This is a genomic window from Brevibacterium sp. FME37 (assembly GCF_014897485.1).
In the GTDB taxonomy this organism is placed as follows: domain Bacteria; phylum Actinomycetota; class Actinomycetes; order Actinomycetales; family Brevibacteriaceae; genus Brevibacterium.
Genome location: NZ_JABUYE010000005.1, coordinates 135,623 through 159,520, shown reverse-complemented (window position 1 = coordinate 159,520; position 23,898 = coordinate 135,623). Strand labels below are relative to the sequence as shown.

20 protein-coding genes are annotated in these 23,898 nt (G+C 62.3%); 7 read left to right on the top strand and 13 right to left on the bottom strand.

The annotated features are described in order from the left end of the window. Positions 1–20: 20 nt before the first annotated feature. The 8 genes from INT29_RS08355 to INT29_RS08320 form a co-directional block, all read right to left on the bottom strand. Entirely contained in the window at positions 21–776 is a 756-nt protein-coding gene (locus tag INT29_RS08355; protein ID WP_193071356.1) for an ABC transporter ATP-binding protein, read from the bottom strand. Beyond that, positions 773–1,936, bottom strand: coding sequence for an iron chelate uptake ABC transporter family permease subunit (locus tag INT29_RS08350; RefSeq protein ID WP_226841743.1), 1,164 nt, complete (start codon positions 1,934–1,936; stop codon positions 773–775). Before INT29_RS08350 ends, INT29_RS08355 begins: the two co-directional genes overlap by 4 nt. Positions 1,937–1,944: 8 nt before the next feature. Beyond that, a complete protein-coding gene (locus tag INT29_RS08345) occupies positions 1,945–3,078 on the bottom strand; it encodes an ABC transporter permease (protein ID WP_226841742.1) in 1,134 nt (377 codons plus the stop codon). Positions 3,079–3,175: 97 nt separating this feature from the next. Next, positions 3,176–4,129, bottom strand: a complete 954-nt coding sequence (locus INT29_RS08340) for a siderophore ABC transporter substrate-binding protein (protein ID WP_193071355.1) — start codon at positions 4,127–4,129, stop codon at positions 3,176–3,178. Positions 4,130–4,182: 53 nt separating this feature from the next. After that, the gene (locus INT29_RS08335; protein WP_029417779.1) at positions 4,183–5,742 is read right to left on the bottom strand and encodes an IS1634 family transposase; all 1,560 of its coding nucleotides are present in this window, start codon (positions 5,740–5,742) and stop codon (positions 4,183–4,185) included. 106 nt (positions 5,743–5,848) lie between these two features. Next, positions 5,849–6,064 carry a hypothetical protein gene (locus INT29_RS08330; protein ID WP_193071354.1) on the bottom strand — a complete coding sequence of 72 codons (216 nt, stop codon included), beginning with the start codon at positions 6,062–6,064 and terminating at the stop codon, positions 5,849–5,851. Between the two features lie 187 nt (positions 6,065–6,251). Next, positions 6,252–7,271: an inositol monophosphatase family protein gene (locus tag INT29_RS08325; RefSeq protein ID WP_193071353.1), complete on the bottom strand. Its 1,020-nt coding sequence runs from the start codon at positions 7,269–7,271 to the stop codon at positions 6,252–6,254. Between the two features lie 442 nt (positions 7,272–7,713). After that, positions 7,714–7,869, bottom strand: a complete 156-nt coding sequence (locus INT29_RS08320) for a hypothetical protein (protein ID WP_193071352.1) — start codon at positions 7,867–7,869, stop codon at positions 7,714–7,716. A 414-nt stretch (positions 7,870–8,283) separates the two neighbouring features. On the opposite strand from INT29_RS08320, the gene INT29_RS08315 reads away from it, so the two are divergent. Further along, a complete protein-coding gene (locus tag INT29_RS08315) occupies positions 8,284–11,229 on the top strand; it encodes an FAD-binding and (Fe-S)-binding domain-containing protein (protein ID WP_193071397.1) in 2,946 nt (981 codons plus the stop codon). Positions 11,230–11,279: 50 nt separating this feature from the next. Here the strand turns inward: INT29_RS08315 and INT29_RS08310 are convergent, their stop codons facing one another. Both INT29_RS08310 and INT29_RS08305 read right to left on the bottom strand, forming a co-directional pair. After that, positions 11,280–11,669, bottom strand: coding sequence for a universal stress protein (locus INT29_RS08310; protein ID WP_101573175.1), 390 nt, complete (start codon positions 11,667–11,669; stop codon positions 11,280–11,282). Between the two features lie 85 nt (positions 11,670–11,754). Further along, positions 11,755–12,726 (bottom strand): helix-turn-helix transcriptional regulator, encoded by a 972-nt coding sequence (locus INT29_RS08305; RefSeq protein ID WP_226841741.1) that lies wholly within the window; start codon positions 12,724–12,726, stop codon positions 11,755–11,757. An 86-nt stretch (positions 12,727–12,812) separates the two neighbouring features. Between INT29_RS08305 and INT29_RS08300 the strand changes: the two genes are divergently transcribed. After that, positions 12,813–13,409: a DUF664 domain-containing protein gene (locus tag INT29_RS08300; RefSeq protein WP_193071351.1), complete on the top strand. Its 597-nt coding sequence runs from the start codon at positions 12,813–12,815 to the stop codon at positions 13,407–13,409. Positions 13,410–13,503: 94 nt separating this feature from the next. Here INT29_RS08300 and aceB read toward each other — a convergent pair whose 3' ends face one another. Both aceB and aceA read right to left on the bottom strand, forming a co-directional pair. Beyond that, positions 13,504–15,108, bottom strand: a complete 1,605-nt coding sequence (gene aceB, locus INT29_RS08295) for a malate synthase A (RefSeq protein ID WP_193071350.1) — start codon at positions 15,106–15,108, stop codon at positions 13,504–13,506. Between the two features lie 284 nt (positions 15,109–15,392). After that, a complete protein-coding gene (gene aceA, locus INT29_RS08290; RefSeq protein ID WP_101573168.1) occupies positions 15,393–16,703 on the bottom strand; it encodes an isocitrate lyase in 1,311 nt (436 codons plus the stop codon). A 177-nt stretch (positions 16,704–16,880) separates the two neighbouring features. Between aceA and INT29_RS08285 the strand changes: the two genes are divergently transcribed. Beyond that, positions 16,881–18,332: a helix-turn-helix transcriptional regulator gene (locus INT29_RS08285; RefSeq protein ID WP_101573335.1), complete on the top strand. Its 1,452-nt coding sequence runs from the start codon at positions 16,881–16,883 to the stop codon at positions 18,330–18,332. Between the two features lie 37 nt (positions 18,333–18,369). Here the strand turns inward: INT29_RS08285 and INT29_RS08280 are convergent, their stop codons facing one another. After that, on the bottom strand, positions 18,370–19,926 hold the full coding sequence (locus INT29_RS08280) for an FAD-dependent oxidoreductase (RefSeq protein WP_226841740.1): 1,557 nt from the start codon (positions 19,924–19,926) through the stop codon (positions 18,370–18,372). A gap of 37 nt (positions 19,927–19,963) precedes the next feature. On the opposite strand from INT29_RS08280, the gene INT29_RS08275 reads away from it, so the two are divergent. The 4 genes from INT29_RS08275 (at position 19,964) to INT29_RS08260 (ending at position 23,823) form a co-directional block, all read left to right on the top strand. Then, on the top strand, positions 19,964–21,175 hold the full coding sequence (locus INT29_RS08275; protein ID WP_101573163.1) for a site-specific DNA-methyltransferase: 1,212 nt from the start codon (positions 19,964–19,966) through the stop codon (positions 21,173–21,175). Between the two features lie 92 nt (positions 21,176–21,267). Continuing rightward, entirely contained in the window at positions 21,268–21,552 is a 285-nt protein-coding gene (locus INT29_RS08270) for an FmdB family zinc ribbon protein (RefSeq protein WP_101573161.1), read from the top strand. 208 nt (positions 21,553–21,760) lie between these two features. Continuing rightward, the gene (locus tag INT29_RS08265) at positions 21,761–22,057 is read left to right on the top strand and encodes an antibiotic biosynthesis monooxygenase family protein (protein WP_101573159.1); all 297 of its coding nucleotides are present in this window, start codon (positions 21,761–21,763) and stop codon (positions 22,055–22,057) included. A 311-nt stretch (positions 22,058–22,368) separates the two neighbouring features. Continuing rightward, entirely contained in the window at positions 22,369–23,823 is a 1,455-nt protein-coding gene (locus tag INT29_RS08260) for an APC family permease (RefSeq protein WP_101573157.1), read from the top strand. The last annotated feature ends 75 nt before the right edge of the window (positions 23,824–23,898 follow it).

Here is a 23,898-nt window from a genome sequence, read left to right as displayed (position 1 = left end):
GCACCCCGGCGCCGCACGTCTCAGTAGTACACGGCCAACCGACCGCGCGGCCCGTCGATGACTTCCACGGGGGTATCGAAGACGCGTGAGAGCACCTCGGGGGTCATGATCTCCTCAGGCGTTCCGAACTCGACGACGCTGCCGGTCTTCACCGCACAGATGTGATCGGCGTAGTGTCCGGCGAAGTTGATGTCGTGGAGGACGATGACGATGGTCCGCCCCATCTCAGCGGCGGCTCGGCGCAGGTGCTGCATCATCTGCACGGAATGTTTCATGTCGAGGTTGTTCAGCGGTTCGTCCAGCAGCACATAGTCGGTGTCCTGAGCCAACACCATCGCCACGTAGGCCCGCTGCCGTTGGCCGCCGGAGAGTTCGTCGATGAACCGGTCCTCGAGGTCGTTGAGCTCAAGGAAGTCGATGGCCTGAGAGATGATCTCCTCATCGGCGGCCGTCAGACGTCCCTTGGAATAGGGGAAACGGCCGAAGCCGACGAGCTGGCGGATCGTCAGCCGTGTGATGAAGTGGTTCTCCTGGCGCAGGATGGAGACGATCTTCGCCAAGTCCTTCGACTTCGTCGACGACACGTCGTATCCGGCGACCTCGATCGCCCCGTCATCGATGCCCAGCAGACGGCCGATCATCGTCAGCAGCGTCGACTTCCCGGCACCGTTGGGCCCCACCAGCGCGGTGACTCCCCCGGCGGGGATCTGCAGATCAACCGGTCCGATCTCGACGTCGTTGCTGTAGGACTTGCGGACATCGCGCAGCGTGATCACAGGCGACCCTTTCTCATGATGACAAAGAGGAATGCGCCGCCGCCGACGACCTCGATGATGATGGATACGACGCCCTCGGCATAGAACAGGTTCTTCATAATGAAGTAAGCCCCGCCGAGGACGACGAAGCCGAGGAGGCCAGCCATCGGCAGCACGTATTTGTGGTCGTAGGTGTCGGAGAACTGATAGGCGAGCATCGCGACGAGGAAGCCGAGGAAGATCATCGGTCCGATCATCGATACAGACACTGCCATGAGGATCGAGACGAAGAACAGGATCTTCATCATCTCGAACCGGTGGTTCAGCCCCAGATTGCTGGTCGTATCCCTGCCCAGGGCGAGGACGTTCAGCCGGGAAGAGCTCAGGTAGATCGCAGCGCAGGCGAGGAGGCACAGTGGGATCGAGACAGGCAGATAGCTGGCGTCCGAGTTCGAGATCGAGCCGAAGAGTCTGGCCGAGAGCACGTCGAATTCGCTCGGCGTCAGGGTCCGCTGCATGAATGTCGCGATCGATCCGAGGCCACCGCCGATGACGACGCCGATGAGGAGCATGATCGCGATGTTGCCGTATCTGCCCGAGAGCAGCCATCCGTAGAGTGCCAGCGACAGTCCCACCATGAGCAGCAGCTGCACGGTGAAGGGGACCAGCCCCTTGAGGTCGACGATCGCTGTGACGCCGAAGAAGTACATCGCCCCGGTCTGGATGGCCACGTACAGTGATTCGAAGCCCATGATCGAAGGCGTGATGATTCGGTTGTTCGTCACCGTCTGGAATGCCACGGTCGCGAACGCCTGACATAGTGCGACGATCGCGATGACGACGAGGTTCTTCATCCGCAGCTCGGCGATGAGCCAGAACCCCTCGTCGGTGATCGGCAGGGGGTTGTCCCAGGCCAGGAGCCCCAGGGCGATGGCCGCCGAGGCGATGACGAGCCCGAACATGATCGTCCAGTACCGCCGTTTGACCGTGGGAGTCGCCAAAGACCCGGATGATCGCCGAGGCGGCCCTCCGTCCCGCTTCACCGTGATCGGTCGGCGCTTCTTCGGGGTCGGTCGGCGCTTGGCCGACCTCGACTCCTGCTTCCTGGAATTCACCCGGTTCGCGGCCGACGGCAGCGTGGATTCTGTCGTTTCGGTCGTTCCTGTCGTTTCTGCAGTCATGGCGCGCCTCATCCTCGCTTCCGCTGTCGCAGGAGAAGTCCGACGAACACGGCGGCGCCGACGACTCCGAGGATGACGGAGACCGGCAGTTCGAAGGGCATGATGATGATTCGGCCGATGAGGTCGCAGATCGTGACGATCGCGATGCCCAGCAGGCACACCCAGGGCAGGTTGCTGCGCAGGTCGTCGCCGCGGATCATCGAAACGACGTTGGGCACGATGAGGCCGAGGAACGGCAGGCTGCCGACCACGACCGTGACGATGCCCGTGGCGGTGGCCACGAGGATGGTGCCGATGAGGATGATCTGGCTGTAGTTGACTCCGACGTTCGTCGCGACCTCTTTGCCCAGACCTGCGACGGTGAAGCGGTCAGCGGTGATGAAGACGGCGATGACGACGATGACGACGACCCAGAGGATTTCGTACTGCCCCCGCAGAATCGACGTGAAGCTGCCGGCGAACCAGATGCCCAGGCTCTGGAGCATATCTGTCTGGACGGCGATGAAGGTCGAGATCGCGCCGACCACCGCGCCGACCACCGCGCCGAGCATGATGCCGACGATGGGCACGATGAGTGATGATTTCAGCGAGACTCGGCGCAGGAACAGGAAGAAGACGAGCGTGCCGATGAAGGCGGCGAAGACGGCCCCGATCATCCGGGCCAGGATCGAGGCATCCGGGTAGATGATGACAGTGAGCATGAGTCCGAGGCCGGCCCATTCCGTGGTGCCGGTCGTCGTCGGCTCGACGAAGCGGTTCTGAGTCAGCAGCTGCATCACCAGACCGCACATGGCCATCGCAGCACCGGAGAGAACGAGTGCGATGGTGCGCGGCACACGGGTTATCTGGAACATCTCTGCACCGCCGTCGCCGCCGAAGACGTCGTAGACACCGGTGAAGAGGGAGACTACGAGGAGCAACGCGACACCGATGAAGCCCGCGAGCAGCTTCCAGCTCAGCAGTGGGTTCTTCGCCGTGCCAGCAGGGCTGGTGATCGGGCTCTTCACTGCCTCGGGGGCACTGGCCTCGGGGCCCTTCGCCGCCCTGCCGTGCGCTGCGGCACCCGACTTCGCCGAGGCGGTGCTCGTGTCCGTGGTTGCGCCACCCCGCCCATCGGGTGGTCTGTTGTCTGTGCTCGTCATCCGGTCGTTCTCATTCGTGACAAGGCGGTGGATGGGCCGGGGCTCATCCACCGCCGTAGTGGCGCTCCCAGATCAGGAGGCTTTCGTCGTGCTGGTCTTACTTCTGCCCTTCGAGCTGATCCGCGAAGGTGTCGAAGAACTCCGTGTACGTCTGGATGCCTTCATTGAGGTAGGTGTCCTCTGGGAAGTAGACGATCTTGTCGTCCTTGATCGCGGGAACGTCTTTGAGCGCTTCAGACTTCTCGAGGACTTCGGCAGCCGGTGCCGAGCCTTCATCGCGTTTCTCGGGCGCGAATGAAGCATCACGATCCATGACGATCATGAGATCGGGGTCGGAGTCTGCGATGGCTTCGACGGAGATGTCATCTCCCTGGTGATCTTCGCTGCTCGCATCGACTTCGAGGGACGGGGTCAGGTCGAGGATGTCGAAGACCGGTCCGACGGTGCGTCCGACCGAAGGTGCGGAGTAGCCGATGTCACCCGCCGAGGTGATTAGGCCCATGGCCTTGTCGTTGCTGTCATAGGCGGTTTTGGCTCGCTCGACCGCGGCATCGTAATCCTCGATGATCTTCTTCGCCTCATCCTGTTTGCCGAAGACCTCCCCCAGAGTTGTCGTCTGGCGTTTGAGTTCGGAGCCGAAGTCCTCACCGTCGCGAGGGTCGAGTTCGAGCACGGTGGCCTCGGGGGCCAGCTTCGCGAGGTCGTCGTGGAACTGCGAGAATCGCTGACCGTTGATGATGAGGTCTGGTTTGGCCTCGACGACCTTTTCGAGGTCGGGCTCGCGGTGCGAGCCGAGGTCGAGGACCGAGTCGTCTTTCGTGTAGCTGAGATCTGAGGACATCAGGGAAACAGCGCCGGCACTGAGTTCGATGCCCCAGGTGTCGAGAGTTTCGAAGGTGCGGTTGTCTGTGGCAACTACAGAGGAAGGCGGGCTCGCCACGGTCTGCGCACCGTTGTTGTCCTCGATGTCGATGGTGCTGCCGGAAGCTGCGTCGGCGCCGGTGTCTTCGGCGGCAGCTTGGCCGCAGCCGGCCAGTGCGAGTGCAACCACGCCGGCCAGGGCGCTGAAACCTGAGTTGCACAGGTTTAGTTACCCTGGCGGAGTCAAGGTGATTGGCCAGTCGGTAGCGCGTCGAGGAGTTCTCTCGCCGCCGGCGGGATATCCGGGGCGAACGTGATCTCCTGATCACCAATGACGCCAGTGAACTCCCGCAACGGACGCAACGTCGTGATGATCTTCTTCAACGACACCCCTGACGCGTCTTGCATAAACCTCGCCACACCCAAAGCAGTGAACACGACCGTCAGATGAGCCTCGATCGCGTCCCGGGTCCGGTGAAACATCGGCCGTGCGTTCAGATCTGTTTTCGACATCCGAAACGACTGTTCGACATGCCAGAGGTCGTGATAGCTGCCGATGACCTCCCTTGCCGGCATGATGGTCTTTGGAATATTGGTGACGTATCCCTTGAACCCGGAGAGCTTCATCGCCCGGTCATAGGCCTTCTCGTCGAAGACCTTCTCCGCTCCCTTGGTTTTGACGAACCTCGCTGATTTCGGTTGCGAGTCTCCCTCGATGATGCTGATAGCTCGGTTGCGCTGCAGATTCAGAGTCTGTTCGTCACGCATCGCTCTCTTGCGTCGGTACTGCCACACCGCCCGCCACGCATCCGGAAACGACTCCGCGTCCCAGACGGGTTCCGACCTCGTTTGTGTTCGGTGTGGGGCAAGTCGTTTCTGGCCACGAGGAGTGATCGTATCGATGACGGTCTGGTCATCGGCCCACTCGCCGTTCCAGGCGAAAAACGTTGCCAGGTCGTGCGGGGCCTTGACCTGCCTGGAACCAACAATGAACCGCAGGCCTGCGTCATCGAGTTCAGTCAAATTCTTCGACGAGAGCATTCCGGCATCGGCAGCCACGACCATGTCCGATACTTGGTGGCGGTCTTGGAAGCGTTTGATCACGGGAATGATCGTGTGGGTCTCTGCTTTGTTGCCTTCGAAGCACCCGATCTCTAACGGGAACCCTGTTCGATCAACGAGGAGTCCGACAACGATCTGTGGATCGACTCGGCGTTCTTTGGAGTATCCGACCTTTCGCAGACTGTCTTCCTTTTCAGCCTCAAAATATAAGGTGGTGACGTCGTAGAGCAACAGACTGATCCCGGTCGTAGCCACTGAGTAGTCGAAACACTTCGCTGCGATCTGGTCGCGATAGTTGTGGTCGCGGGCGCGTTTGAGGCAGGTCAGGAACGTGTTGCGGTGAACGACATCAACACCGAGCTCGGAAAGGACTCTCACGCTATCGGATTTCGAGGTGGGTTCGATCAGGCGGGCGAGGACGAGTTGGAAGAAGGCTTCGTCATCAACAGTGTCGAACCCTAACCGTTGGTAGGCGGCGCGGATCGTATCGACGATGACTTGCGACCGACTCGACTTCACGACCGCGGGTGCTGTGGCTGGTTTGTCGGTGTGGTCGAAGTCGAGGATTCCTTGGCCGGGGTAGAGTTTGTCGCGGCCAAGAGCCATGAGTGCTGCGAGTTCCTCGGGGGTGTGGGCAGAACCGAGGTGCTCGACGATGCGGTAGCGTCCACCTGTTTTGTCAGCGATCTGCACTGCGGTGGCCCCGGACGCTGTGGGGACCTTACGCACGAATGGGCTCATGGTCCCATTTTAGTGTCGAATTTAGTTACCCAAAAGCGCGAGTGATAACTCCCTTACCAGCACAAACATTCCACGACACCGTGAAATCACCGGTCACCTGTGCAAGTCAGGTGTCGAGAGTTTCGAAGGTGCGGTTGTCTGTGGCAACTACAGAGGAAGGCGGGCTCGCCACGGTCTGCGCACCGTTGTTGTCCTCGATGTCGATGGTGCTGCCGGAAGCTGCGTCGGCGCCGGTGTCTTCGGCGGCAGCTTGGCCGCAGCCGGCCAGTGCGAGTGCAACCACGCCGGCCAGGGCGCTGAAACGGAGACGAGACGAAACCATGGTGATCTACTTCCTGCAAAAGTCATTGATGACAGATGAACACGAACTGTGAATTAGCTTAGCCTAAGCTTCACGCAATACGTGACAGCAATCTATCGTTATTCATCTCACATTGACAATAAAAGTAGTTTATGGCCTGGTCAGACAGGGAGCACCGGTGGGTGGAGTCACCGACAGATGGGCCGCATCAGATCGAGTCGATAAGACGCCTGGCTTCCTGCTCGGTTGCCGCGGCCGCAGTGGGGCCACCGGACCCACCCCGCGACACATGAGCACCGGCTTCCGCGGCAATGACGCCGCCACCGGCATAGTCATAGATCCCGAGGCCGCGCTCCGCATAGCTGTTGACCTTGCCTTCGGCGAGCATGCAGAGATCGATGGCGGCCGATCCGCAGCGCCGGATATCGTCGTAACCCTCCATCAGGGTGAACAGCTTGGCCAGCTGCGGGCCGCGGTTGTCGCAGGTATAGGCAAAGCCCGTGGCCAGCAGCCTGCCGGAGAGTCCATCGGGCGTCCCGCGCAGACGCCGGGCAGGGATGCCAGACGCCGAATCGCCACCATTCGTCGAATCACCGCTCTCCGTCGAATCGCTACCCGACATTGATCTCCCAACCGCAGACAGGCGACCTTCAATGCGATAGGAACCACGGCCCTTCACGCCCACCCAAGTGGCATTCAAGCCCGGCGAAGCAACGAGACCGATGAGCCAGCCCTCGTCGCCCAGGCCGCGCCCGTGCGACTCGCCAGCCTCGCAGACCCCGACGGAGAAGGCATAGTGCTCGATGTTGCGCACATAGTTGACGGTGCCGTCGATGGGGTCGACGTGCCACTCCAGCGGCGCACCATCATCGCTCATGTCGAGGAGATCATTGCGGCTGGCGTCAAAGCAGTTGAGCTCACGCACGAACTGCGCATCGAAGAAGTCGATGGGATCCAGTGCCGGCGCACCCTCCTCACCGACCATCGTGTCTGCAGGGCGGACCTTCGCCAGGTACCCGCGGACGAGTGATTCGATCTGCGCATCTGCGAGAGTCACGAGGTCGTTGGGCGAAGTCTTCGTGTCCACCACCGAAGCATCAAGCTGCGCACCGAGGGAGCTGCGCCAGGCCACCATCTGCTCCCACGCCATCGCGGAGAGGTCCGAGGCGATGCGGATCAATGGCAGATCGTTGACAGCACTGGGCAGAAGGTCGGTCTCTGAGCTCATAGTTCAACTCTAGTCGGCCCCGAACGGGCTTCCCCTGTAACAACACTGCAATACAGGCCCGAGTGTGTACTTCTTGCATCTAAGCCGCTTTGATTCAGAATTCAAGGGAACTCGAAGCCTCGAGTTCAACCAACTGAACTTCACCACGGGCAACCGAAATCGATACTCCGGAACCAGGCTTCTCGATCATATGACCGCTGGGTCGAAAGAGCCGTTCACCGACCCTGGGAAATCGCCTGTCTAATGCCACATGCATGCTTTTCACAGGATTTCCACAATAAAGCACTGTTGTTATCAATCAGTAATGAAACGAATGACTCAGGTCACCATTGGGCACCCAAGGCGCACCTCGGGCGCTGATCACGTCACTGTGATGCGCAGGCCCACCGAGCACCTCGGCCCACCGGCTGTCAGCTGACGCTCAAGCAGCGCCCTCCTAACCCTATTTCGCGGGGGCTGGCACGGATGTCGCGGTCTCAGTGCGCTGGATCGGACCATGCCTGCGCACGATCTCCTGCACCGCCTGCGAGGAGGTGCCTGCCGCCTCGGCGATGGACCCGAAGGTGGCCCCTTCTTCACGAGCACGAAGAATCGCCATCACGTAATCTGTATTGACTTTGGCTCGCTGACGAGAAACCTTACGAACGGCACCAACTAAGGCTGTCTGGTCAACTGTTAATTCACGGGCGCGGCGCGACATGGTTTCTTCCCTTACTTATGTCTGTGGCTCGATGCCAGCTAGATGTGTAGTTCCATTAAATACCACGTATATGACAATAGGCCAATTATTCCCGAATTATAGAAGTTCAGGCGCATTTTCGGTCGTTTACATAACGGTTGTGTAACGTTTGCTGAATTTCCTGCTCTGCGCGATCTGGCCATCCCGCCCAGAGACGGTGCCATCCCACTCACCGTCGAAGGAGTACCTCACCGACTACTGAAGTGGCAGAATGCGGACATGACCACATTGGCTCACAGCTCCAGTGCACCTCGGAACTCTGCGGAGACAGAGATGTCTCTCGCCGATGTCCTCCTGACCGAGCTCCGGTCTGCGGGGGTTCGCGACTTCAGCGTCGATGACACCGATCGTGCCGCGTACACCACCGATGCCTCCCTATTCCGCCTGGTGCCCCAGGCAATCGTGTTCCCGCATGACGAGGCCGACGTCTCGCGCACACTGGCGATCTCGCGTCGTCTGGGAGTACCCATCACCAGCCGCGGCGCCGGCACCTCGATCGCCGGCAATGCGATCGGCACGGGAATCATTCTCGACTTCTCCCGCCATATGAATGAGGTCCTCTCACTCGACCCCGATGCGCAGTCCGCATGGGTTCAGGCCGGATGCATCCACGCTTCTCTGCAGACGCAGGCGCGGCCGCACGGGCTGCGTTTCGGCCCGGATCCCTCAACCCATACGCGCTGCACGATCGGCGGGATGATCGGCAACAACGCCTGCGGGCCACGCGCTCTGGGCTACGGGCGCACCGGCGACAACATCCTGGCGCTGGTCGTCATGCTCGTCGACGGCACCATCGTCACCCTCGACGACACCGACTCGTCCGAGCAGTTCCCGCGTCTGCATGAACTCGTGGCCGGGCAGCTGGGCACCATCCGGACGAGTCTGGGCACCTTCTCACGGCAGGTCTCCGGGTACGGGCTGGAGTCCCTGCTCCCGGAGAACGACTTCGACCTGCGCCGGGCCTTCGCCGGGACCGAGGGCACCTGGGGCATCGTCCTCGCTGCGAAGATGCGTCTGGTCAAGGACCCCACCCATACCGCGGCGGTGGTGCTCGGATTTGAGAACATGGTTGCCGCCGCACATGACGCTCCCCTGTTGAAGGACTTCCCGGTCGCAGCCTGCGAGGGCCTCGACTCGCGCATGCTCGATCGGGTCATCGAAACCAAGGGCGCCGAGGCGGTCCCCCACCTGCCAGAGGGTGGTGGGTGGCTCGTCGTCGAGCTCACCGGCGAGGACGAAGCCGAACTGGTCGATGAGACGAAGCGCCTGATCAGGGAGTCCAATGCCCTGGACTCGGCGGTTCTCGGCCCCCAGGCCGCCGCCGAGGTGTGGGCGATCCGCGCCGATGGTGCCGGCTTGGTCTCCCGCACACCCGATGGTCGTGACGCCCACGCCGGGTGGGAGGATTCCGCGGTTCCGGTGGAGCACCTCGGCGACTATCTGCGTGATCTGATGGACCTGCTCACCGAGCATGGCCTGTGGGGCATTCCCTACGGGCACTTCGGCGACGGCTGCCTGCACATGCGCGTGGACTTTCCACTCGACGATCCCGACGGGCCCGAGGTGATGCGCACATTCATGGTCGCAGCGACGAAGCTCGTGGCGCGCTACGGAGGATCCGTCTCCGGTGAGCATGGCGACGGTCGGGCCAGGTCCGAGCTGCTGCGCCTCATCTATCCCCCGGCGGTGCTCGACCTGTTCAAGGAGGTCAAGGAGCTCTTCGACCCGCAGTACCTGCTCAACCCCGGAGTCATCGTCGACCCGGATGCCCTCAGCGAATCACTGCGCCTGACCCGGCTGCCGCTGCGCGAAGAGCTGCCAGGCAAGTTGGCGATGGCCTACGAAGGAGAGTCGGCAGGGTTTGCCTCGGCCGTGCACCGCTGCACCGGCGTGGGCAAGTGCCGCGCCGACTCCGCCGATACCGGTGGAGTCATGTGCCCGTCTTACCAGGCCACCCGCGATGAACGGCACTCCACGCGCGGTCGCGCCCGGGTGCTGCAGGAGATGGTCTCCGGTGACCTTCTCGACTCCTCGTGGCAGTCCCCCGAAGTCGCCGATGCGCTCGACCTCTGTCTGTCCTGCAAGGCGTGTGGCACCGAGTGCCCGACGGGCACGGACATGTCCACGTACAAAGCGGAGGTCCTCTACCAGTCCTATAAGGGCAGACTGCGGCCGATGAAGCATTATTCGCTCGGGTTCCTGCCGCAGTTGGCGCGGGTCATCACGCCATTGGCTCCCGTGGTCAACCGAGTCTCGGGTCTGCCCGGACTCACGACCGTGGCCAAGAAGCTGTCCGGGATCGACGTGCGCCGATCGATCCCGCAGTTCGCGGCGACGACGTTCAAGAAGTGGTGGTCCACCACGGGCACCACCCCCGCCGAGGTGGGGCCCAGGAATTCGGGTGCACCTGGGGCAGGTGCCAGGGCGAAGACACGTGAGGTGATTCTGTTCGCCGATTCGTGGTCGAATCATTTCGCACCGCGCATCCTCGCCGCCGCCGTTGCTGTGCTCGAACGCGCGGGTGTCACGGTGCGCGTCATCGACCAGACCGTGTGCTGTGGCCTGCCCCTGATCTCGACCGGTCAGCTCGATGCGGCGAAGGCGAACCTGGGAGCGACGATCAGCGCGCTCGATGCCACCGGGGATGTGCCCATCATCGGGGTCGAACCCTCATGTCTGGCGACCCTCAAGGATGATTCGCAGAAGCTTCTGGCCGATGAGGCCTCGGCCCGGGTCGCCGCACGTGTGCAGACCTTTGCCCAGTACCTCCTCAGCGTGGGTGCCGAACTGCCACGGCTGGACGAGGTCGAAGCACTCGTGCAGCCGCACTGTCATCAATCGGCGATCTTCGGCAACGCCGCCGACAAGGAGCTGCTGGCCAGGACCGGCGCCACGGCGAAGTTCCTGGGCGGCTGCTGCGGTCTGGCAGGGAACTTCGGCGTCGAAGAAGGCCATTACGAAACCTCCGTCGCCGTGGCCGAGGTGGCTCTGCTGCCAGCCCTGCGCAAACAGGAAGCGCTGCACAAGCGGACACCGAACGCGGTCGGGGCTGGAGGACCAGCGGGGACAGGTGAGGCTGCCGGTGATGGTGACCGAACACGAGTCGTGCTGGCCGATGGCTATTCCTGTCGGACCCAGATCGCTGACCTCAGCAACGCCCAGGGTGTGTCGCTGCCGGAGTTGCTCGCCTGGGGCTGGGGTCTCGAACCCACTCGATGAGCGAGGGCTCAGGCACACGCTACCTGGGCTCCGGCGCACGCCGCCTGGGCTCAGGCTTTGGCGGTGAGGACCGGAACTTCGGCTTCGAGCAGGATTCGCTGGGCCTGCGAGCCGAGAATGAATTTGCCGATGGCTGAGCGTTTGCGCAGTCCGATGACGATGAGCTGAGCGTCGTGTTCTTCGACGAGCTCGTTCAGGGTTCCGGGCAGATCATCTTCGTGATCGGGCTGGAGCACCTCGACCTCGACGTCCGAGTCCTTGCCCAATGCGACGATTCGGTCGATGACGTCCTGGTCGATCTCGGTCGGGGTTCCACTGGCTCCGCGTCGTTGAGAGTTGATCACGACAGCATTGCTCGACCGAAGTTTGGCCTCTGCGAAGCCCGCACGCAGAGCCGCTTCACCCTCAGGAGCAGGAAGATAGCCAATGAGAATCGTCATAACAACAAGTATATTGGCTCTGCCCCGATTAGTTCATTCTCGTGTCATCGTGAGGACATCTCAGGGCCTTCACGACCGGCCCTGCTCACTTGGGCCTCCCGCTCATTTTGCCCGCCCGCTCACCAAGGTCGCGCAGTGCGTCCAACAGTTCCGGGGGCTGGATCACTCGACATTCCACGGGAGTCGCCGCGGTGATCACGGCCGCCCATCCGAGGTCCTCGACACCGAACTCGATGCGGGCACCGTCGTCGGTCTTCGTGATCGTCGCCGTCCTTGTAGGGAACCACGCTTTGGTCTCGGCCACTGTGGCATCGACATCCAGGATCACGGTGTGGCGGTACGCGTCGGTGGTGACGGCGGAACTCACGGCCGCCTCGGCGTCGGGATGGTCTCTGGGCGAGAAGGCGAAGGTCGTTTCGTGAACCTGAGTCATCCGATCGAGGCGGAATACGCGCCAGTCGCTGCGGGTGAGATCCCAGGCATAGAGATACCAGTGCGCGCCGAGAACCACCAGCTGCACCGGCTCCACCCGGCGCTCCATCGCCGTCGCGCGTGAGCTGTCGGCTGGCTTCCGCTTCATGTGGGTGAACGTCAGGACGCTTCGAGACGTGATCGCCGAGGCGGTCGTCATCACCGATGTCATGTCGACTCCAGGCTCGTGACCAGCCAGAACAGAGACCGCCGTGCTGATGTCCCCGATCATCTCGCGCATCACAGCAGGCAGCATTTCGCGCAATTTCGCGGTGGCCGAATCGGCGTTCGACGTACCCAACCCGGCTCCGTTGAGCAGTGCCAAGCCGAGCGCTATGGCCAGTGCTTCACCGGCCTCGAGCTGCAGCGGGGGCAGGACGGTGCGCGAGTGAGCGCGGTATCCGCCGGCCGCGCCCGGGGTTGACTCGATGACATATCCGAGCTGCCGCAGGCTCGTGATGTCACGGCGAATGGATCGCGGGGTGACACCGAAGTGTGCGGCCAGCTCAGTCGCGGAGTAGGTCCGTCCCGAAGCCACCATCCCCAGCAACGACAGCAGACGGAAATCAGCGGTCATAGCGGTCATAGCGGACAGTATATGTCCGCAATCGGTCAGATGCTTGTGTCACAGGTCCGGACGACCGGATCAACGACTGACATTCAGGAGATCCCATGCCATTCTTCGCCCCCTCAGTGACAACCGAGGCCGACGCCCTGTTCGCCTTCCTCGAGCAGCAGTGCACCCAACTCAAGCTCACTGCACGCGACCTCACTGACGAGCAGGCCCGCACCGCCCCGACTGCGAGCGCGCTGAGCATCTCCGGCCTCATAGCTCATGCGGCACAGGTCCTCAACGGTTGGCTGCTGCAGGTGAAGGCACCTGAGCGCTATATCGATGAGGAGGAATATCCGACAATCAACGACGGACTCGGCCTCGAAGGAATGTTCGATGGGTCTGCGCTCCCCGACCTCGACATCGTCGACGTGGTGGCGATCTTTGAGAAGGCCGTCGCCGAGATCGACGTGGCTCGTCGGGCCGTGGACGAGAACGGAACCGACCTCGGCACCGTCGTACCGATGCCCGGCAATCCGTGGATGCCCAAGGACTTCGTCATGAATGTCCGATGGATCCTATGCCATCTCACCACCGAGATCGCTCGCCATGCCGGACACGCCGACATCATCCGCGAGTCCCTCGATGGGGCGATCGCCTATCAGCTCAACGCCCAGGCCGACGGTCAGCCTTGGCCACCCGAGGGGTGGAGCTGAGGCCACACAAAACTGCCCGAGTCTGGAAGACGCAACTGATACCTGTTGCGTTCCCAGATTCGGGCAGCGGGCTATGTCAGCCGGCGGATGGCGATCAGGCCGCGAATACGGCGCCCTTCGACACCCTGTCGACCAGGTGGTCGGTGTAGGCAGGCATGGTGAGGAATTCGGGGAAGTCCTCGCCCAGTGCGCTCTTGCGGAAGATCTCCACAGCCTCGGTGTAGTGGTCAGCGGGGTGGCGGTCGATGACGGCGAGTTCCTCACCCATGTAGCGCTCCACCAGGTCGCGGGTGACCTGCTTCCCGTTGTCCAGTGTCACCGAGTGACGGATCCACTGCCAGATCTGTGACCGAGAGATCTCAGCGGTCGACGCGTCTTCGAGCAGATTCTCGAGTGCAACGTTTCCGTTGCCGCCCAGCCATTCGTTCATGTAGCCGATGGCCACGCGGATGTTCAGGCGAACACCTTCCTCGGTGACTGTGGTGTCCAGACCCGATACGTCGAGCATGTGCTCGGCGCAGGCGTGGGCATCGGCCCGGCGGTTGTCGAGCTGGTTCGGCTTGTCACCGAGTGCAGCGTCGAAGACCTCCAGCGCATCATTCACCAGTCCCGGTTCGGCCACCCAGGTGCCATCGAAGCCCCGTGAGGCTTCGCGAGCCTTGTCTTCGCGCATCTTCGCCAGCTCTGCAGCGACGAATTCCTTGTCCGAGTGTGTGGTCATGAGGTTGCCCATGGTCCCGATCGCGTGTGCTCCACGGCGGTGGCAGGTGGAGACGAGACGGTCGGCGAATGCCTGCAGGAGCGGCAGTCCCATTGTCAGGTGCTCACGGTCCGGCAGCACCCACTTCGGGGAATTGCGGAAGTTCTTCACCAGCGAGAACAGGTAGTCCCATCCTGCGGCGTTGAGGCCGGCGCAGTGGTCGCGCAACTCCCACAGGATCTCTTCCATCTGGAACACGGCGGTGATCGTCTCGATGTGAGCGGTCGCGCGGATGGTTCCCTGCGGGATGCCCATGTAGTCCTGTGCGAAGACGAAGATCTCATTCCACAGACGTGCTTCGCGGAAGGATTCGAGCTTCGGCAGGTAGAAGTATGGTCCCGAGCCGTTGTCGATGAGACGGCGAGCGTTATGGAAGAAGTAGAGACCGAAGTCGACCATGGCGCCCGAGGTCTCTGATTCCCTGCCCTGGTCGTCGATGCGCAGCAGGTGCTTCTCCGGCAGGTGCCAGCCGCGGGGACGCAGACCGATCGTCGGCTGTTCGCGGTTGTTCACGCCCGGCAGGTTGCCGCGGATGGCGTTGAACAGGTTGAGCTGTCCGCCGATGACGTTGCCCCAGGTCGGGCTTGTTGCGTCTTCGAGGTCGGCGAGCCAGACCTTCGCACGAGAGTTCAGCGCCGCAATGACTTCAGGTTCGGAGACGGGGCCGGTCAGCTCGACGCGTCGATCTTCGAGACCGGGTGCGCCGGTCGCTCCGGCAACCTTCCATGAGGTGTCGGCCCGGATTCCTGCGGTGTCTGGGGTGAACCTCGGGAACGTGCCGTTCCGGATGCTCTGCGCCTGACGTCCGCGGACTCCCAGCAGCTTGCCCAGACGGTCGCTGAAACGATCGTGGAGCGCTGCGATGAAGTTGAGAGCGGACTCCGAGAGGATTGTGTCGAAGCCTGGTTCGATGGGGGCGTTGATTTTGATGTGAGACATGGGGCTTCTCCTCACCCGTCGGAATGTGTGCTGCTGATGTGCGTTGCGGTGGCTGTGGTGCGGTGGTGCTCTACTGTCTGTGGTGCCGTTGGTGCAGTGGTGCTGTTCTTCGGTGGTGCTGGTGTCGCCGAGGTTGTGGTTGGATCTGTGATGACCGGTGTGCCGGCGCGGATCAACAGTGCAAACCCCGTGAAAACACTGTCGATCCGCGCCGAGTTCTAGATGACCGGTCCACCGACGAAATCGGTGTCCCTCGTCAAGTACCCGGTCGGGTCACCGAAGGCTCAGCTGAACTGAGCGGATTCGGTCGAACCGGCCAGAGCTGTAGTCGAGGACTCCGGGTTCAGTGCGGTCGAGACCAGGTCGAAGTAACCGGTGCCCACCTCGCGCTGGTGCTTCGTGGCGGTGTAGCCGCGGTCCTCTGCAGCGAACTCGCGTTCCTGCAGATCGACGTACGAAGTCATCTGGTTGCGGGCGTAGCCGTGAGCCAGATCGAACATCGAGTAGTTCAGAGCGTGGAAGCCGGCCAGGGTGATGAACTGGAACTTGTAGCCCATGGCTCCGAGTTCGCGCTGGAACTTCGCGATGGTGGCATCGTCGAGGTGCTTGCGCCAGTTGAACGACGGCGAGCAGTTGTAGGCCAGCATCTGGTCCGGGTACTCGGCGTGGATCGCATCGGCGAACTGCTTGGCAGCTTCGAGATCCGGTGTGGAGGTCTCCATCCACAGCATGTCCGCGTAGGGAGCGAAGGACAGTCCGCGGGCGATGCCTGCTTCGATGCCGTTCGTGATCTTGTAGAAGCCTTCAGAGGTGCGCTCACCGGTGACGAACTTCTGATCGCGCTCGTCGATGTCCGAGGTCATGAGCGTGGCTGCTTCAGCATCTGTACGGGCGATGACGAGGCTGGGCACGTTCTCGACGTCGGCCGCGAGGCGAGCCGCGTTGAGTGTGCGGATGTGCTGCGAGGTCGGGACGAGAACCTTGCCGCCGAGGTGGCCGCACTTCTTCTCCGAACCGAGCTGATCCTCGAAGTGCACACCGGCTGCGCCGGCGGAGATCATCGAGCGCATGAGCTCGTAGACGTTGATCGAACCGCCGAAGCCTGCTTCTGCGTCGGCCACGATCGGTGCGAACCAGTCGTCAACCTGCTTGTTGCCTTCTGAGCTCTCGATCTGGTCGGCACGCATGAGCGCATTGTTGATCCGACGCACGACCTGCGGCACCGAGTTGGCCGGGTAGATCGACTGATCTGGGTAAGTCTGTCCGGCGGCGTTCGCGTCGGCGGCGACCTGCCAGCCGGAGAGGTAGATGGCGTTGAGGCCGGCCTTGACCTGCTCAACTGCCTGGTTGCCGGTCAGCGCACCGAGTGCGTTGGTGTAGTCACCTGACTTGATGTCGGTGGAGGCCACCTGGTTCCACAGGCGCTCGGCACCGTGACGTGCCAGCGTGTGCTCTTCGATCAGCGAACCGCGCAGTTTGACGACATCCTCGGGCTCGTAGTCACGAGCGACTCCCGACCAGCGGGCATTGGTTGCCCAGTCGCGGCGGATGGCCTCAGCATCGTGCAAGCTGCTCTGCGTGGTGTTGTCAGTCATTGTTTCTCACTCCTACTCGTTCGGGGTTGGTGAGACCAGTCTGCCGTGGGCGCAAGGGGGTCGATAGAGGTTTCTTGAATGAATAATCGACAGTTTTCCGTTTTTAGAAATTTCCCCGTTCTGTCATACTTGTTCTCACTGCATGTGAACCAGGACACGATGTCGACGGGAGCCGCCATGACAAGCAACGAGATCGATCTGAAGGACACCGACCAGGAAGCCGACACCCTCAGCATCGGTAGAAGAATCAGGTTTTTTCGCAAACAGCAAGGGCTGACCCTCACCGAGCTGGGCGAGAAGGTGGGGCGCGCAGCCTCCCAGATCTCAACGATCGAGAACGGCAAGCGAGAAACTTCTGTCACGCTGTTGAGCGCGATCGCGAAGGCCCTGCACACCGAAGTCGCCGAGCTCATCGACCCCACGCCAGTCGACGGCAGGCAGGCTCTCGAACTCGAAGCCGAACGCAACCAGGCATCGCCCATGTACTCCTCTTTGGGTCTGCCACAGGTGCGGATCAAATCACTGCCCCACGACGCCCTCGAAGCGATCGTGGGTCTGCAGAGACAGCTCGGCCAGGTCCTCGAACGTCGAGCCGCGACTCCGGAGGAGGCTCGTCGGGCCAACCGGGAGCTGCGCGAGCGCATGCGTGAGAAGAACAACTACTTCGCCGACCTCGAGGCCCAGGCGGCCGAGCTCCTGCGCCTGGCCGGCTATGAATCGGGCACGGTCTCCCAACGGCAGACGGCGACGATCGCGGAGAAGCTGGGATTCAGCCTTCACTACGTTTCCGATTTGCCCACATCAACCCGGTCGATCTCGGACACGGCCAACAACCGCCTCTATCTGCCCAACTCCGATGCCGCCGCAGATCCGCGCTCCCATCTGCTCACGAGCCTGGCCGCACACGTACTCGGCCACGACTCTCCGAAGGATTTCAGCGAGTTCCTCCAGCAACGAGTCGAGGCGAACTATCTGGCTGCGGCGGTGCTGCTGCCGCAGAGCTCTGCCGTGCCGATGCTCGTGGAGGAGAAGAAGAGGCGTGAGATATCGGTCGAGCATCTGCGCGATATGTTCGGCGTCAGCTACGAGATGGCCGCCCACCGGTTCACGAATCTGGCCACCGAACATCTGGGTCTGCCCGTGCACTTCATGAAGGTTCACCGCTCGGGAACGATCCACAAGGCCTACTCCAACGACGGGCTGCCCTATCCCACGGATCCACTTGGCGCCATCGAGGGACAGTTCGCGTGCAAACGCTTCACCTCTCGCACGGTGTTCCGTGTCGCGGACAGGTTCAGCCCCTACTACCAGTACACGGACACGCCGGAGGGCTCATTCTGGTGCACCGCACGCGTACTGCCCGGCGGTGACTTCGCCATCAGTGTCGGAGTCCCCTTCGCCCACGTGAAGTGGTTCGAGGGACGCGAATCGCAGATCCGTTCCAAGTCAGCATGCCCGGACCCCGCCTGCTGCCGTCAGGCACCCGAGGATCTCGCCGAGAAGTGGGAGAACCAGGCCCTGCCTTCGGCGCAGATGCACGCATCCCTGCTTGCGGCCGTTCCGCCCGGCGCCGTCCCCGGAGTCGATGACACCGAGGTCTACGAGTTCCTCGAACGCCACTCGGGTTAGGAGCGCTCACCTCCGCCGTTCACATCAGCTTTTCGTGTCACGCGTTCGCGTCCAGGGCCTGGTCCGCGATGCGCTCCGCGGCAGCCAGCGCCGAGGTGGCCCCTGACCTGGGGAGGCTCCTGACCATGGTGAGCCTGCCGCGCGTGGTCACGCGCAGTTCGTCGACGAGCTTGCCTCCGGCATCGATTGCCTGTGCGCGGATGCCGCGCGTTCCTGGTCGGACGGTCGATGCGTCGATGGCAGGAACGAACTTACGAACCTCCGCGACGAAGGAGGAGGAGCTGACGGCCGACTTCGCACCGCGTGCCGCGGTCTTCGCAGTCTGCGCCGCGAACTTCCAGAACCCCTTGAAGCCGACTGTCGACCCCATATCGCCGAGGTCGAAACCGTGCTTGTCATAGCGTTCGCGCCCCAAGGACACGAATGTGTTCGGGCCCAGGGACAAGGAGCCATTGACGCCCCTGACCACAGACTTCCCGGTAAACGGGGTGCCGGCATCGGGAACCGTTCCGATGATGCCCCGAACCACCTCGGTGGAGTCGTCGACACTGTAGTAGTCGCTGGTGAAGGCCACGATGCGAGGCTCCTCGTCGAAGCCGGCTGCCAACGCCAGACGGTCAGCCTGGAGACCAGCGCAGACGATGACGAGGTCGAAAACCTCCGCGTCCTCGGACCGCTCCGAACGTTCACGCTCGCGGGTACTTGGCCGTTCCTGCTCACGAGCACCTGGCCGTTCATGATCAGGGGCTCCTGGCCGTTCACGTCCCGAGGCCGGGTTGGTGAATCGGTCGCTGAGGTTGCCAATCGTATCCTCGACCTGCTTGAACCAGCCCTGCTCACCGAAACGGCTGCGCAGCTCGTCGCGGAAGTCGATGACCGGCCCAGTCGAGTCCTCACCACGATATGTCCGCGGGGCCTCGTGCACCTGATCGTCGATGTCGTCGCGAACCTGGGAATGGTCGCCACTCTCCCGCCTGTCGGCTCCGGTGTCACTGGCCGCATCCGTGTCAGGCTCGGGTGCTGCAGCACACATGCGGACGCGGACTTCGTTGCTCATCACGTCCAGGCCGGTGACCTCGGTGCCGAAGCGGAAGGTACCCCCGGCTGCGGTGACATCGGAAGCGAACGCCTCGGTCAGGGCGGTGAAATCGGTGACGGCCGTGTGCGGCGAATACAGGGCGAGGACTCCCCTGGCATTGGGTTCGACCTCGCGTATCTCTTTGCGATCGAGTAGCCGGACCCCCGGGATCGCGTTCGCCTCGGCCCGGGCGAGGATCTCTTCGAGCCGGTCGGCTTCGTCGGTGGTCTGCGCGACGAGGAGCTGCCCGCACTCGCGGTAGGGAATGCCGCGTTCGGACACGTAGGGGACCAACAGCTCAACACCTCGACGGGCGAGCTTCGCTTCCGGTGATCCTGCCTTCGCATCGAGGGTGGGATCCACGATCCCCGAGGTGTGCCCGCTCTGATGTGCGCCAACACGGTCAGCCTTATCGAAGACGGTCACTTCAGCGGCTGGAAGTCGGCCGGTGATCTCCCTGGCGAGCGCCACTCCGACGATCCCGGCACCGATCACGGCCACTCGTGAAATACTCATACAGCAATCTTGGCACCGATCGCGGAGAAGGAGAAGGATGTCGACGGCCCTGAACTGGACTGGAAAGGACGCCGCCTTCGCACTCGGCGAACGGCTGGAACAGCAGAGCCACCTCGGCGAGGTTCCGCATTTCATTCGCAATGGTGACACCCACGTTCCGGACGTCGCTGAGAATATGTTGGTCGTCGGGGACAACCTGCCGGCGCTGACTGGGCTGCTGGCCACGCATCGCGGGCGGGTCAAGGTCGTCTACATCGATCCGCCGTACAACACGGGCAATGCGCTGGCGTATAAGGATCATGGGCACGATCATGCGAGCTGGCTGAACTTCATGACGCCGCGACTCATGCTCGCACGTGAGCTCATGCGCGATGACGGCGTGATCTTCATCCACCTCGACGATGGGGAGAGCGCGTGGGCGCAGCTGCTGGGGCATGAGATCTTCGGCGAGGACAATTCGCTGGGCACCCTGATCCATCAGCGCGCGAAGGGCGGCGGCAACTCCCCCTCCTTCGTCCGCGGCCACGACTATGTTCATGTGTGGGCCAAAGTCGCTGATCAGGCGGGTGCGTTCCTGACGGAGAAGAAGGCCCCGGCGAAGCTTGAGATCATCGACGGCAAACGCATGCTCGTCGAAACGGATGTGCTGCGCGCCGGCTTCGGCCGCTACGCCCGGGGTCAGGAACGCCGGCTGATGTACGAGGACATCGTCGATGTCAAAGGAGCGAAGAAGCTCGCCGAGGTGGATGCGAAGTTGGCCTCGGGTGAATATGTTCTGCGCCAATGGGGTGCCCAGGGGAAACATGCGGTCGTGCGAGTCACGCCTGCTGAGAAGGCAAGTTCGAAGCTCTACTCGATCATCAAAGCCCTGGGCGGGCAGAACGACCTCGAAGATCTCGGACTGGGTGGTATCTTCAGCTATCCCAAACCCGTCGACCTGGTCAAGACGCTCGTGGCCTCGCAGACGTTCTTCGATCCCGACGCCATCGTCCTCGACTTCTTCGCCGGGTCCGGTACGACCGCGCAGGCAGTGATGGCTGCCAATCAGAGAGACGAAGGCTCACGGAAGTTCATCCTCGTCCAGACCCCAGAACCGCTGCAGTCGAAGAATGCGCGCAGCCTCGTGGATGCGGACTCCGAGACCGGTTTCCCTGAGATCAGCAGGCTCACCGCGGAGCGGATCCGGCGTGCCGCGAAGCGCCACGACTCCGAGTTTCATTTCACGGAGATCAGGGTGGCCGAGCAGTGAACTCTCGCTGCCACTCTTGAGTCTTTCCTGGTGACGGTGTAGGAATGAATTGAGGATTATCAGTCGGCAATGATTTCGAGAAGAGTGATCCAGTGCCCACCTACGTCTACCGATGCGAGTCCTGCGGCGACACCGAACAGGCTTTTCCGATGAGCCGGAAACCGGAGGCTGTCACCTGCCCCGACTGCCACGGAACGGCCGTCTCAGCGTTCACTTCCCCTCACCTCGGCGCCGGTTCCGGGACTGTCTTCGGAGACATCGACGCCACGAAGAAGACCGCAGAGTCACCACCAGTCATCTCGCGTGTTCCCTCCTCCAGTCGCCGTACGCAGCCGGTGAACCGGGATCCGCGGCACGCCAAGCTTCCCCGCGCCTGAGGTCGATCGGCTTCGGGGGCTTTGGCGTCCTCTTTCATCTCACGATGCTGATTCATCTCATAATGCTGAGACGGGTCGCGGTCTCATGTGGACAATTCAGCTCGGATCCAGATTTCGGTCGTAGCCTCGAGGAAGACACGAACGGTTTCGCCGTCGGTCTGTGAACCGTTGTTCTGCAGATAATTGTTCCCCAGTTTTAGGAGCCAGCATGTCCGTCGTCGCCATCAATACCCTCACCGTTCCCGAAGCGGCACGCGGTGAACTCGAGAAGCGCTTCGCGGCACGCAAGCACTCCGTCGACGGCTCACCCGGCTTCGAAGGCTTCCAGCTGCTGCGTCCGGTCTCCGGCGGCGACCAGTACTTCGTCTACACGCAGTGGGCCACACGTGAGGACTTCGAGAACTGGCGCCAGGCCCGCCAGCCCGCACACGAAGCCAACGGCAAGGAGCCCGTCTCGGAGCAGGCCAATCTTCTCGAGTTCGAGGTCGTCGACCTCGGCGAGTGATCTCCAAGCAGGTCTGCCCTCACCGATCGGTGGGGGCAGACCTGTCTCAGTCCGGCCTCGTGTCAGCTCGGCTGCATGCCAGTTCGGCGGTGGAAGTCGGCCGAACTCAGCTAATCGAGCCCACGACTTACGGGGTCGGAGCTGAGCCTTAGCCTGATTTTGAGCCTGTTGGCGTCGGGGTCGGAGCCTGGGCCTGTACGCGTCGGGGCTCTGAACCGGCCGATGCGTCCGTTCGGAGGTTACTGACGCGGAACTCTCGCTTTTCCTGCTACTGTGCAGAACTGTAATAGCAGGGACATGAGAGGCACGCAATGACGCAGCAGAACACGGAGATCGACGACCGGGGCCACGGTTTCGTCAGATCGCTGGGAACGATCGATGCCCTGTTCATCGGATTCGGAGCGATGATCGGTTTCGGCTGGGTCGTCCTCACCGGCGATTGGCTCACCGGTGCCGGCACCCTCGGCGCGATTCTCGCGTTCATCGTCGGTGGCGTCATCATGTGCTTCGTCGGCACGGTGTACTCCGAGATGGTGGCCGCGATGCCGCACGCCGGCGGTGAGCACAACTACCTCATCCGGGCGATGGGCCCCAAAGTCTCTCTCTTCGGATCCTGGGCGATCACCGGCGGCTATATCAGCGTCGTCATGTTCGAGGCCGTCTCGGTGCCGAAGACCGCCGTCTATCTGTTCCCGAACCTCGAACAGATAAAGATGTGGACCATCGCCGGTTCCGATGTCTATCTCACCTGGGCCCTCGTCGGCACCATCACAGCGATCATCATCGCGTGGATCAACATCCGCGGCGTCAAGCTCGCCTCCATGGTCCAGACCTTCGTCGTCTGGTTCCTCATCATCGTCGGACTCATGCTGCTGGCCGGCGGCTTCACCGGCGGAACGATCGAGAACGCCGAACCATTCTTCTCCGGCGGTGGCGCCGGCTTCATCGGAGTGATGGCTGTCGTCCCGTTCCTGTTCGTCGGCTTCGATGTCATCCCGCAGTCCGCCGAGGAGGTCAAACTTCCTCCTGCGAAGATCGGCAAGCTCGTCGTCATCTCCGTCATCATGGCCGTGGCCTTCTACGTGATCATCATCGGCACCACCTCGGTGGCCATGCCCGCATCCGAATTGGGCACCCACGACCTCGTCACCGCCGACGCCCTCGCGTCCATGTTCGGTTCGCCCATCTGGGGCAAGATCGTCATCGCCGGCGGTCTGGCAGGCATCATCACCTCATGGAACGCATTCCTCATGGGCTCGTCCCGACTGATGTGGGCAATGGCCGCAGCGGGCATGATCCCGAAATGGTTCGGCAAACTGCACCCCAAGTACCGGACCCCGTCCAACGCGATCATCTTCATCGGAGCCCTCTCCGCCGTCGCCCCGTTCTTCGGCACAGCGGCCCTCGGCTGGATCGTCGATGCGGGATCACCAGCGATCGTCATCGCCTACTTCCTCGTCAGCGTCGGCTTCCTGGTTCTGCGCAGGCGCGAGCCGAACATGGAACGTCCATTGCGCATCGGCGGGCCGCGCAATGGTGGCTTCATCATCGGCGTGATCTCTTCTATCCTGACCTTCATCCTCTTCATCCTCTACCTGCCGATCACCCCGGTCTCAGCACAGTTGGATTGGCAGTCGTGGGCCATGTTCGGCCTCTGGCTCGCAGTCGGAGTCTTCTTCATGTTCCGCCTGCCCACCGGCATCAAGGCCGGACCGAATGCTGAAGACGAACTCCTCGCGAAGGTGAAGTCACTCCGCAGGAAGTGAAGTCGCGCCGCAGGAAGTGATGCACTGAGAGTCAGCCCGAACAACAGCGGCTGGAGAGCAGCAGCGAACAATTCT